At 65.6% G+C, this 12699-nt stretch carries 7 protein-coding genes; 6 read left to right on the forward strand and 1 reads right to left on the reverse strand.

Annotated features, from left to right (window positions below; genetic code table 11):
- Window positions 1–16: 16 nt before the first annotated feature.
- Window positions 17–1435: an adenosylmethionine--8-amino-7-oxononanoate transaminase gene (gene bioA / locus CPBF1521_RS17090; RefSeq protein ID WP_104582983.1), complete on the forward strand. Its 1419-nt coding sequence runs from the start codon at window positions 17–19 to the stop codon at window positions 1433–1435.
- The gene (locus CPBF1521_RS17095) at window positions 1426–2160 is read left to right on the forward strand and encodes a 16S rRNA (uracil(1498)-N(3))-methyltransferase (RefSeq protein ID WP_115677700.1); all 735 of its coding nucleotides are present in this window, start codon (window positions 1426–1428) and stop codon (window positions 2158–2160) included. Before bioA ends, CPBF1521_RS17095 begins: the two co-directional genes overlap by 10 nt.
- Window positions 2161–2605: 445 nt before the next feature.
- On the opposite strand, the gene CPBF1521_RS17100 is transcribed toward CPBF1521_RS17095, so the two are convergent.
- Window positions 2606–3604: a glucokinase family protein gene (locus CPBF1521_RS17100; RefSeq protein WP_181116100.1), complete on the reverse strand. Its 999-nt coding sequence runs from the start codon at window positions 3602–3604 to the stop codon at window positions 2606–2608.
- 715 nt (window positions 3605–4319) lie between these two features.
- Here CPBF1521_RS17100 and CPBF1521_RS17105 point away from each other — a divergent pair.
- The 4 genes from CPBF1521_RS17105 (at window position 4320) to CPBF1521_RS17120 (ending at window position 12696) form a co-directional block, all read left to right on the forward strand.
- A complete protein-coding gene (locus CPBF1521_RS17105; RefSeq protein ID WP_115677701.1) occupies window positions 4320–6998 on the forward strand; it encodes a TonB-dependent receptor in 2679 nt (892 codons plus the stop codon).
- Between the two features lie 209 nt (window positions 6999–7207).
- Window positions 7208–8893, forward strand: coding sequence for an alpha-L-fucosidase (locus tag CPBF1521_RS17110; protein WP_115677702.1), 1686 nt, complete (start codon window positions 7208–7210; stop codon window positions 8891–8893).
- A 14-nt stretch (window positions 8894–8907) separates the two neighbouring features.
- A complete protein-coding gene (locus tag CPBF1521_RS17115) occupies window positions 8908–9963 on the forward strand; it encodes a glycosyl hydrolase family 18 protein (RefSeq protein ID WP_115677703.1) in 1056 nt (351 codons plus the stop codon).
- 294 nt (window positions 9964–10257) lie between these two features.
- The gene (locus CPBF1521_RS17120; protein ID WP_181901280.1) at window positions 10258–12696 is read left to right on the forward strand and encodes a family 20 glycosylhydrolase; all 2439 of its coding nucleotides are present in this window, start codon (window positions 10258–10260) and stop codon (window positions 12694–12696) included.
- Window positions 12697–12699: the final 3 nt, after the last annotated feature.

Here is a 12699-nt window from a genome sequence, read left to right on the forward strand (position 1 = left end):
CCGATAGAATAGGCGTATGCATCGACATGTTCATGAACCCGAAATCCTAGCAGACCCGGCAGCCTCCCAAGCTGACGAACATTGGCGACAACGCGATCTTCAGGTGCTGTGGCACCCCTGCACGCAGATGCGCGAACACCCGCACACACTGCCACTGGTGCCGATCGCGCGTGGCGATGGTGCGTGGCTGATCGGCCACGACGGTCGCCACTACCTGGACGCGGTCAGCAGTTGGTGGACCAACCTGTTCGGCCATAGCGAGCCGCGCATCGGCGCGGCCATCGCGCGCCAGGCTGGCGAACTGGAGCAGGTGATGCTGGCCGGCTTCACCCATGCGCCCGCCGTGCAGCTGGCCGAGCGCCTGCTGGCGATCGCGCCGCGCCAGGCCGGCCGCGCGCCGTTGTCCAAGGTGTTCTATGCCGACAACGGCTCGGCCGGCGTGGAAGTGGCCTTGAAGATGGCCTTCCATTATTTCCACAACCGCGGCGAGCATCGCCGCACGCGTTTCGTCGCGCTGGAAAACGGCTACCACGGCGAGACCATCGGCGCGCTGTCGGTCGGCGACATTCCGTTGTATCGGCGCGTGTATGCGCCGTTGCTGCTGGAGTCGATCTTTGCGCCCTCGCCCGATGCCTACCTGGCCGAGCCTGGACAGAGCGCGGAGGACTACGCACTGCAGGCGGCCGACGCGCTGCAGGCGGTGTTCGAACGATCGCCCGGGGAAATCTGCGCACTGATCTTGGAGCCGCGCGTGCAGTGCGCAGGCGGCATGCGCATGTATCACCCGGCCTACCTGCGCCGTGCGCGCGAACTGTGCGATGCGCATGGCGCGTTCCTGATCGCCGACGAGATCGCCACCGGCTTCGGCCGCACCGGCAGCCTGTTCGCCTGCGAACAGGCCGGAATCATGCCCGACCTGTTGTGCCTGTCCAAGGGGCTGACCGGCGGATTCCTGCCGTTGTCGGCGGTACTGGCCACGCAGCAGTTGTACGACGCATTCCTGGACGACTCGCGCGAGCGTGCGTTCCTGCATTCGCATAGCTACACCGGCAATCCGCTGGCGTGCGCGGCCGCGTTGGCGACCCTGCAGATCTTTGCAGACGACGACGTGATTGCACGCAACCAGCGCACCGCCGCGCACATGAGCGCGCTTGCGGCGCAGATCGGCGAACACCCCGCGGTGGCGGACGTGCGCCAGGCCGGCATGATCGTGGCCTTCGAACTCACGCAGGGCGGCGACAAGCGCACGCCGTTCCCGTCTGCGGCACGGGTAGGCCTGAAGGCCTATCGCGCCGCACTGGACAAGGGCGTGGTGCTGCGCCCACTCGGCGACGTGCTGTACTGGATGCCGCCGTACTGCGTGGACGACGCGCAACTTGCGCTGTTGGCGGCGACCACCCGCCACGCCATCGAGGAGGCCGTTGCATGCGCCTGACCCGTTCCCATGTGGCACTGCCGCTGCACTGCGACCAGGAGCTGACGCTGCCGGAAGCCTCGGCCAATCACCTGCTGCGCGTGCTGCGGCTGCGCGAGGGCGATGCCTGCGTCCTGTTCAACGGCGACGGCAGCGACTACCACGCACGCATCACCCTGGCCGGCAAACGCGAGGCGCGCGCAGTGGTGGACCGGGTCGAGCCGCTGTGCAACGAATCGCCGTTGTCGATCACCCTGATCCAGGGCATCGCGCGCGGCGAGAAGATGGACCTGATCCTGCAGAAGGCCACCGAGCTGGGGGTGACGGCGGTGGTACCGGTCAACGCCGAGCGCACCGAGGTCAAGCTGGACCCGGCGCGCATGGAAAAACGCCTGGCGCATTGGCGCAGCGTGGTGGTGTCGGCCTGCGAACAATCCGGGCGTGCACGCGTTCCCACGATCGCGGCGCCGCACGGCCTGCAGGAGGCGGCCCGAGCCAGCGACCCGCAGGCGCTACGGCTGACGCTGGACCCGCACGGCGAGCATCGCCTGGGCAGCCTGGCGCTGGGCGCGCAACCGCATGTGATCGTGGCGATCGGCCCGGAAGGCGGCTGGTCGCCGCGCGATCGCACGACCCTCGCCGAGGCCGGTTTCAGCGGCCTGCAACTGGGACCGCGCATCTTGCGCACCGAAACGGCGGGGCTGGCGGCGATTGCGGCGCTGCAGTCGCGGTTCGGGGATCTATAGCGCGGTGTCGTCGTAGGAGCGCACCCGGGCGCGACCGGGCGTTATCGGGCACGCTTCGTCGCGCCCGGGTGCGCTCCTACGGGAATGCGGAGTCGATCGACATTGCCGCCTCCACTGCGTGCTTGTCTTGAAGGCCCCGTCCACCGCGTGCCGGTCCGGTCACCCCGTTGACTCGTAGGAGCGCACCCGGGCGCGACCGGGCGTTATCGGGTGCGCTTCTACGGGAATGCGGAGTCTATCGACATTGCCGCCTCCACTGCGTGCTTGTCTTGAAGGCCCGTCCACCGCGTGCCGGTCCGGCACCCCCGTTGACTCGTAGGAGCGCACCTGGGCGCGACGGGGCGTTATCGGGCACGCTTCGTCGCGCCCGGGTGCGCTCCTACGGGAATGCGGGGTTGATCGGTTTGGTGCAGCCAGACGGCTGCACCTGGAGCTGCGCGGGCGCTCAGCGGCCGTGCTGCAGGAACCAGCTGGCCGCGCCGATTACACCGAGCTGGCCGTGCTCGACGATGCTGACCGGCACCTGCTCCAGCGCCGGACGCAATGGGCCCTTGTCGAGCAGACGTGCGACGAAATCGCTTGCGGCCACGAATGCGGCGATCTGCGGCAGAAAGCCACCCGCCAGATAGACGCCGCTGCGCACGCCGTAGAGCAACATCATGTCGCCGACCACGCTTCCCATGAAGCCGCAAAACGCCTGTAGCGCGTCGCGTGCCAGCATGTCCTCGCCAGCCAGTGCCGCGGCGGTAACGTCGGCCGGGCTGGCGTGCACCACCGGCACGCCACGCAGCGCGGCCAGGGCGGTGTAGAGATTCAACAGGCCCGGGCCGGACAGCAGATGCTCGGTGGCCACGTGCGTGCGCGTGCGACGCAGCTCCTGCAGCAGGGCCACTTCCAGATCGCTGGCTGCCGCAAGCGCGGCGTGGCCGGCCTCGGTCGGCAACACCACCGGGTTGGCGCCATTGGGAATCCACAACGCCGCGCCCAGGCCGGTGCCGGGGCCGAGTATCAGCGCCGGACCCGGCGCGCCCTGCGGCGGGCCGGACAACTGCATGACCTGATTGCCGGCCATGTAGTTGGCCGCATGCGCCACCGCTTCGAAATCGTTGACCAGATGCAACGCCTGCATGCCGAGCTGGCGACGGATCTGCTCCGGCGACAGTACCCACGGCAAATTGGCGGTGATCACGCTGCCGTCTTCCAGCGCATAACCGGCACTGGCGATGACGCCGCGCATCACCGGTGCGCAGCCCAGCTCCGCAAAGAACGCGGCCATGATCTCGGCCAGACCCGGATAATCGGCGCATCGGTACTTGCGATAGTCCAGCACCGTGACCGGTTGGCGTGGATCGACGCCTTCGCACACCAGCGCCAGGCGTACATGCGTCCCGCCAACGTCTGCGGCAACGAAGGTTTCGGGGCGTGGAAAGGCCACCGCTTCCATTGGACTGCTTGCGCTCACGCATTCTCCTGATAAGTGGTCGCGGGCTGGCGTCATCTTCCGTTATCCGACGAACGGTCACGGATAGACAACGTTGTCAGTAATCGCCTTGTAACGCAACCGTGGCGATCACGATTTGAACAGGATGCCGCCAATTTCATCGTCCACTGAAAATCCGCACCCCGGGCAACGATTTCAGCACAAATCGAGACGCCGTATCGGCCTGTGCGCCATTCCCCATAGAAACAGCCGATCGCACCGCAGGCACAGCATTGGTGCGCTGCGCGGTCGCGGCGGCACCCTGCGCGGCATCGCCGGGAAATGCTGCATTGCAGCGCAATCGCAGCAGCTTCAGAGATCTGTGACGATGTGTTGACAACGCTGTCAACGCTACGCGAGACTCGATCCAAATCGGGGTTCTGGCAGGAGGGGCCATGGACTGTTCGGTACTCAAGAACGGGCGACTCCCTCGTCGGCGCATTCCAGATTCGTGAGTGGGCATCGCCCGATGTTCGCTCGCTGAAGTCGCATCCGCTCCACCGCTTCACCACACGGGGGACACCTCCTCTACCACGCGAATCACCTGGACCCGCCTCTCATGGCGCGCGCCAGTGCGGTCACCGCGATCGGTCAGGGCGTGTTGTTTTGCCGGCCACGCCGAGCGCGTGACGCCTTCCAGAGGCGGCGCGCTCACAGCACTAACCAACGAGGTTTAGCCATGCACAGCCGCACCACGACGTTAGCACTCTGTATCACCGCCGCTCTGTACTGCTCCGGCTCTGCAATGGCTGCCGGACAAGACCAACAGGCTCCTGCCGCCACACCGTCGGCGACCACTGAGCTGGACACCATCACCGTCACCGGCTACCGCGCATCGCTGGAGAAGAGCCAGTCGGTCAAGCGCTCGGCCAACTCGATCGTCGATGCGATCAGCGCCGAAGACATCGGCAAGTTCCCGGACATCAACGCCGCCGAATCGCTGTCGCACCTGCCGGGCATCAGCGTCGATCGCCAGTTCGGCGAAGGCGAAAAGGTCAGCATCAACGGCACCGACCCGGCCTTGAACCGCGTGCTGCTCAATGGCCAGACCATCGCCTCTGGCGACTGGGGCGGCAACCCGACCGACACCAGCGGCCGTACCTTCAACTACACCCTGCTGTCGCCGGAAATCATCGGCCTGATGGAGGTCTACAAGACCCCGGAAGCGCGCATCGACGAAGGCTCGATCGGCGGCACCGTGATCGTGCACACACGCAAGCCGCTGGACCTGCCCAAGAACACCATCCGCGGCTCGGTCGGCTACAACTACAACGACCGTTCGGAAGAAGGCAATCCGCGCGGCTCGGCGCTGTGGAGCTGGAAGAACGACGACGAGACCTTCGGCGCGTTGATCTCCGCCACGCATGACAAGCAGGACCTGGCGCGCGCCGGTATCGAATACTTCGGCTACACCACCGGCGAAGGCATTCCGGCCAGCGCCACCATCACCGGCGACGGCAGCGATGTGGCCACCGCCCGCGTGCCGGCCGGCATCAGCAGCGCGTTCTTCCAGCAGACCCGCGAACGCAGCGGCCTGCAGGGTGCGTTGCAGTGGAAGCCCAATGAGCAGAACGAGTTCAACCTGACCGGCCTGTACATCAAGGGCAAGTACAACAACTTCAGCCAGGCGCGGTATGTGTGCCCGGCATGTAATGACGACCGCCAGAAGATCACCAGCGCCAACGTGGAAAACGGCGTAGTGACCTCGGCCACGGTCAGCGATGGCGCCGCCGGGCAACCGTACGCGCAGCTGGATGCGAACTATCGCGAAAGCACCGTCACCACCAAGAGCCTGAACCTGCGTCACGACTGGTCCGGCGAGAAGTGGGTGTTCACCAGCCAGGTCGGCAGCACGCAGGCCACAGGTGGCAAGAACCCCGAATACCTGATGAAGTTCCTGATGCAGGACGGCGGCTACAACTACGCCTTCGACGGCCAGAACACCGCGGTGAACTACGACAACGGCGGCGCCTCGAACTGGGTGTTGCCGGGTAATCCCGCAGGCCTGGCACCGGGCCAGCAAGGGAACATCCCCGGCACCAACACCGGCATCATGCAAGCCGGCGGTATCGCGTACCAGAAGAGCAAGGACGAGGAAAAGTACTTCCAGTGGGACGCCTCGCGCGACCTTGAGTGGGGCCCGTTCACCAAGCTGCAGTTCGGCTACAAGTACATCAACCACAACAATGGCGTGGACGCGCGCGGCAACCGCATCAACTCCACCGACGCGGTCTCGCTGACACAGTTCAACCCGGGCAGCACGCCCAGCAGCCTGTACGACGGCCTGGGCGCCAGCGGCGACCTGACCACCTGGCCGACCGCCAGCCTCAATGCCGTGCGCAACTATCTGTTGTCGCAGCCGCAGGGTCCGTACCGCACCGATTTCGGTGCCTCGTTCCAGGTCAAGGAAATCACCCAGAACGTCTATACGCAGTTGAACTTCGAGTCCGGCCAGTGGCGCGGTAACGTCGGCGTGCGCCTGGTCGACACCACCGACAAGTCCGAGTTCTGGCAGAGCAACGACGGCGGCACTAACTTCGACCGTGTCGCTGAGACCAACGACTATCGCAAGGCACTGCCGAGCTTCAACATCGCCTACGACATCACCGACGACACCGTGCTGCGCTTCTCGGCGGCCAAGGTCATCGCACGTCCGCGCTACGCCGATCTGGCCGGCACCTTCACCATCAACAGCGGTACCGGTGACCTGACCGCCAACGGCGGCAACCCGGATCTGAAGCCGTACGAATCCACCAACTACGATCTGGCAGCCGAGTGGTATTTCGCTCCGTCCAGCATGTTGTCCGGTGAAGTGTTCTACCGCGACATCAGCTCCTACATCGTCAGCACCACCACTTCCCAGCAGCTGAATCCGGCCCCCCCGGCCATTGCCGGTCTGTATCAGGTCACCACGCCGGTCAATGTGTCCGATGCCAAGGTCAAGGGCGTGTCGGTCAACTACCAGCAGACTTTCGGTCTGGGCTTTGGCCTGCAGGCGAACTACACGTTCGCCGAATCCGATTCCAGCTCGGGCTTGAACCTGCCCTACCTGTCGCGCGACACCTACAACGTGATCCCGTACTGGGAACATGGCGACTGGACGGTACGCGTGAACTACAGCTATCGCTCCAAGTACTTCACTCAGATCGGCCGGCTGGAATCGCGTGACTTCGCCGATGCCTACAAGCAGCTGGATCTGAATGCCTCGTACCAGATCACCGATTACATGGGCATCACCTTCGGCGCGACCAACCTGCTCGATTCCACCTACCGGGTCTTCAGCAACACCCGCGATACCCCCACGGCGTTCTACAAGAACGGCCGCGGTTATCAGGCCCAGCTGAACTTCAAGTTCTGATGTAGCACCGGCGCGCCACCGCCCCTCCACGGTGGCGCGCTTTTTTTGGACTTGCCCTGCGCGCTGCGGCGGCAGGTCGTTGCATGCACCAAACAGTGGTACTGGCCACGCCCCTTCGCCGCTGAGGGAGCATGGCCAGTCCCGCTTTTGCCATCCACGCACGGCTGCAGCATTGCCGGCGCGTCTTGCTCAACAGGAGTGCAGTTCCCATGACGACCGATAGCCGCGTGTTTGCGGCTCCATCCCGCCGCCACGCCGGAGCTGTACCCAGGAGTCGCGCGCTCGCGCTCGCTCTGCTGGTGGCATGCCCGGTGCTGTCGTTGCACGCGCAATCGCCCACCGCGCCGACCGCCACCACGCTCAGTCCGGAACAGATCGACCAGCAGTGGCTCAATGCCACCGCCAAGTACGCACCCGAACGCGAACGGCTGGTACGCGAAGCCGAACAGGGCGCGCGCAAAGGCCCGTTCCGCCCCGACTGGGCGGCACTAAAGGCCTATCAATCGCCGGCGTGGTACGACAATGCCAAGTTCGGCATCTTCATTCATTGGGGCGTGTTCTCGGTGCCGGCGTTCGGCAGCGAGTGGTATTCGCGCAACATGTATCTGCAAGGCTCCAAGGAGTTCGCCCATCACGTGGCGACCTACGGGCCGCAGGCGAGCTCCGGCTACAAGGATCTGATTCCAAAGTTCACCGCGCCCAAGTTCGACCCCAATGGCTGGGCCAAGCTGTTCCGTGACTCCGGCGCCCGCTATGTGGTGCCGGTGGCCGAGCACCATGACGGCTTTGCGCTGTACGACTCCAAGTTGTCGGACTGGACCGCGGTCAAGATGGGGCCAAAACGCGATCTGCTGGGCGAGTTGTCCAGGTCGATCCGCGCGCAGGGGCTGCACTTCGGCCTGTCCTCGCACCGCGCCGAGCACAACTGGTTCTTCGACGGCGGGCGCACCTTCGACTCGGACGTCAACGACCCGCGCTATGCCGCGCTGTACGGCCCGGCGCAGGTACGCCTGCCGGGCAAGGACGATGCCGATGTGGCCAACGACTGGACGCCGGTGTCGCAGGCCTGGCTGGATGACTGGCTGGCGCGCACCACCGAGCTGATCGATACCTATCAGCCGGACCTGATCTATTTCGACTGGTGGATTGCCCACCCCACCTTCCGCAGCAGCCTGCCGACCATGCTGGCGTATTACTACAACCAGGGCGCGGCACGCACCGAGGCCGATCGCGGCGTGGTGGTGAACTACAAGCTCGGCGCCTTCCCGGAAGGCGCCGGCACGCTGGACATCGAGCGCGGCCAGCTCACCGGCATCCATCCCACCCACTGGCAGACCGATACCTCGGTCAGCAATGCGTCGTGGGGCTACATCGAGAACGACACCTACAAGTCGCCGACCTTCATCATCCACATGCTGGCCGACGTGGTGGCCAAGAACGGCAACCTGATGCTCAACATCGGCCCGCGGGCCGATGGCTCGATCCCCGATACCGAGCGCGGCATCCTGCTGGCGATCGGCAAGTGGCTCAAGACCAACGGCGGCGCGATCTACGACAGCAAGCCGTGGCGCGTGTACGGCGAAGGCCCGACCGAAGTGGTTGGCGGCACCTTCCAGGACGTCAAGACCAAGCCCTACACCGCCGAAGATTTCCGCTTCACCACACGTGATGGCGCGCTGTATGCGATCGAGCTCGGCTGGCCGGCCGGTGGTCAGGCGGTGATCCGCTCGCTCACGCCGGCCGATGGCGTGCGCGGCGTGACGCTGCTGGCCAACGGCAAAAAAATACCGTTCGAACGACGCGCCGACGGCCTGCACTTGAAATTGCCGGCCAAGCCGGTCGGCGAGAGCGCGTACGTGTTCCGCATCGATCTTTCTTCTTCCTCCACTCCCTGACGGATGCTGTTTTCATGAGCAAGCGATTGACCTGGATCCTGCTGGCGCTGGCGCTGGTCTGCGCGCCGGCCCTGGCCAAAACCCCCACCGCGTTGTTCTATCTGATGAACACGCAGAAATCGACCAACTCGTTCCTGGCCAATGTCGACAAGATCGACGTGGTGGTGCCGACCTGGTACGGCGTTGACCAGAACGGCCTGGTCAACGGCACGCCCAACATGTACCTGTACGACATCGCCAAGCAGAAGAACCTGCGGGTGATGCCGATCCTGTCGATGACTACCGGCCGCGACGGCTTCCACAAGCTGATGCACGACGAAGCCGCCAAGAAGCGCATGATCGAATCGCTGCTGATCCACGGCAAGCAGCACAGGTACTACGGCTTCCAGTTCGATTTCGAGAACATCGCCTGGACCGACCGCGACGCCTATACGCTGATGGTCAAGCAGACCGCCGATGCACTGCACAAGGCCGGCTTCAAGATGTCGGTGGCGGTGGTGCCCAATGCACCGGGCCATGCCGAAGGTGGCCAGTTCTCCAAGTGGATGTGGGAATACTGGCGTGGTGCCTACGACCTGAAGGCGCTGGGCCAGGCCGCGGACCTGGTCAGCATCATGACCTACGACCAGCACACCCGCTGGACCACGCCGGGCCCGGTCGACGGCATGGTGTGGATGAAGAAGCATCTGGACTACGCCATCACCCAGGTGCCGAAGGACAAGCTCTCGCTTGGCATCGCCACCTACGGCTACCGCTGGTACACCGGTAATCCGGTCAAGGAAGACGGCACCGAAGCGTCGAATATTTCGGCCACGTATATCGATGCCGACGAATCCTTCCCGCTGGCGATCGAACAGAACGCCACCGTGCAGTGGGATCCGGTCGAGCAGGAATCGTGGTTCTACTTCTACCGCGACGACATGCGCGAGTGGGTGTTCCGCCCGGACGCACGCAGCTTCAAGGCACGCTACGACCTGGTCAAGCAGTACGGCCTGGAAGGTTTCAGCTGCTGGGTGCTGGGCGCCGAAGACCCGAAGGTGTGGGACGAATTGCCGACTGCGCAGCGCTAAACGCGCCATCGCACCGCTGCAGTGCCTGGCGGGCGCGGGCGGTGTCCGCATCGGAATGCGTCCACTGCAAGCCGATGTGCACACTCCCCGCGCCCGTCCTGCAGCGAACCACACCGATGCGTGGTTCCTGCAAAACAGCGCACGCACCCCGACGAAGCGTGCGCCAGTCCCTGCGTCATCCGGCATGGCTTTGCTACTGTGCGTGGCTGCCGTGTCTCCCCCGCCACACCGGGATGTGATTGCATGATGTCGAACTCCGCACCGAACCTGCGCTCACCATTCTCCAAGCGGCCGTTGCCGGGCAGCGTGTCGTCGCGCCCGCTGTCAGCGCGGCCACGTTCCTGGCGCCTGCTTGCAGTGCCGTTTGCGGCGATGCTGTTGGCAGGGTGTGGCCAGCGCCAGACGGCGACCGCGCCGGCTGCGGACCACCCCCGCACCACCTCGACATTGCCTGCGACCACCGCACCGCTGCCGCTGATTCCCGCCCCGGCCGAAGCCAGGCGCGGCAATGGCAGCTTCCGCGTCGGCACCGGCACGGTGATCTCCATCCCCATCGGCAATGCCGAGGTGCGCCGCAGCGCCGAGTCACTGGCCAGCCTGTTGCAACGCACCCGTGGCCTGACCCTGGAAGTGCGCACCGAAACCACGGCGTCGCCGCACAGCATCCGCCTGGAGCGCACACCGCAGGCGCCGGTGGCGCACAAGGAAGGCTATAGCCTGGACGTGGATGGCAACGGCATCCGCATCGCCGCGCGCGATGGCGCGGGCCTGTTCTATGGCGCGATCAGCGCCTGGCAACTGATGACGCCGGACGCGCGCAAGGGCGATGTCGCCGTGCCGGCGGTGGCGATCCGCGACTGGCCGCGTTTCGGCTGGCGCGGCCAGCATCTGGATGTGGCCCGCCACTTCCACGACGTGGCCACGGTCAAGCATGTGCTCGATGCAATGGCCGCGCACAAGCTCAATGTGCTGCACTGGCACCTCACCGACGACCAGGGCTGGCGCATCGAGATCAAGCGCTATCCCAAGCTCACCGAGGTGGGCGCCTGGCGCACACCGCCGGGCGCCGGCCGGCACGGCACGCCGGAGCGCTATGGCGGTTTCTATACGCAGCAGCAGATCAGCGAGATCGTTGCCTACGCGGCCCGCCTGCATATCACCGTGCTGCCGGAGCTGGACATGCCAGGACACGCGCAGGCGGCGGTGGCAGCGTATCCGGAAGACGTCGGCGTGCCCGGCCAGCGCACCCAGGTTGGCGTGGACTGGGGCGTCAATCCGTACCTGTTCAACACCAGCGAACGCAGCCTGCGCTTCATCACCAACGTGCTGGACGAGGTGCTGACCCTGTTCCCGTCGGCGTATATCCACATCGGTGGCGACGAGGCGGTCAAGGATCAATGGGAAGCCTCGCCTGCGGTACGCGCGCAGATGCGCAAGCTGGGGGTCAAGGACGCGCATGCGATGCAGGGCTGGTTCAACGAACAGCTTGCGGCCTACCTCACCAGTCACGGCCGGCGCATGATCGGCTGGGATGAAATTCTGGAAGGCGGCGTGCCGGCGAGTGCGTCGGTGATGTCGTGGCGTGGCATCGAGGGTGCGGTCACTGCGGCCAAGCAAGGCCACGACGTGGTGCTGGCGCCGGGCGACTGGCTGTATCTGGACAACCTGCAAACCACCCGCAGCGACGAGCCCAACGGCCGCCTGACCGTGCTGCCGTTGTCCAAGGTCTACGCCTTCGACCCGGTGCCGAGCACACTGACTGCCGAGCAGGCCACGCATGTCCTCGGCGCGCAGGGCGCATTGTGGTCCGAATACATTCCATCCAGGTGGCATATCGACCATGCGCTGTTCCCGCGGCTGTCCGCGGTGGCCGAAGTCACCTGGTCGCCTGCGGCTGCGCGCAACTGGAAGGATTTCCTGGCGCGCATGCCGGCCCAGCTGCAGCGCTATAAAGCGTTGGGCATCGACTACAGCGACGGCGCCTTCGCCGCCGATATCGCATTGGAAGGCGGCCCCAACCCGGTGCTGGCCGGTGGCCCGGCCAAGGTGGCACTCGGCACCCAGGCCGGTGCGGGCACGCTGCACTACACCACCGACGGCAGCGATCCCACGCCGGCATCGCCGCGCTACGAGACGCCGTTCACGATCCAGCTGCCGACCACGGTCAAGGCCACCGCCTTCGATGCCGGCGGCACCGCGCTGGCGGCCACGCGCAGCCGCACGTTCGAGCGTGCCGGTCTGTTGCGCGTGGACACCCAGGGCCTGCGCGATTGCGTGCAGACCGGTGCGCTCGGCCTGCGCCTGCCGTTGTTGCCGGAGATGACCGGCGCCGACACGCCGGTCTACAACGTCGACCTGTTCCATGCCTGCCGTCTCTATCCGCAGGCGCGCCTGGATGGCATCGGCGCGATACGCATCGAGGCCGCACGTCTGCCGAACAACTTCGGCCTGGCGCACGAGCAATCCAAGGTGGTGCAGTACCCGGCCAAGACGCGCCGCGGCGAGCTGGAAGTGCGCCTGGGCTGCGAGGGCGAGCTGATCGCCAGCGTGCAATTGCCCAACAGCGCCACGCTGGGCGAACAGTTCACGCTGGAAACCGCACTGCCTGCACGCACCGGCATCCACGATCTGTGCCTGCGCTTCACTGCGCCGATTCGCGGCCCGCTGTATGCCATCGGCGCCGTCCAGTTGATTGAAACCACTGCGCAGGCGCCTCCCGCCGCCACGCGCTGATCC

This window comes from Xanthomonas euroxanthea (genome assembly GCF_900476395.1).
In the GTDB taxonomy this organism is placed as follows: domain Bacteria; phylum Pseudomonadota; class Gammaproteobacteria; order Xanthomonadales; family Xanthomonadaceae; genus Xanthomonas; species Xanthomonas euroxanthea.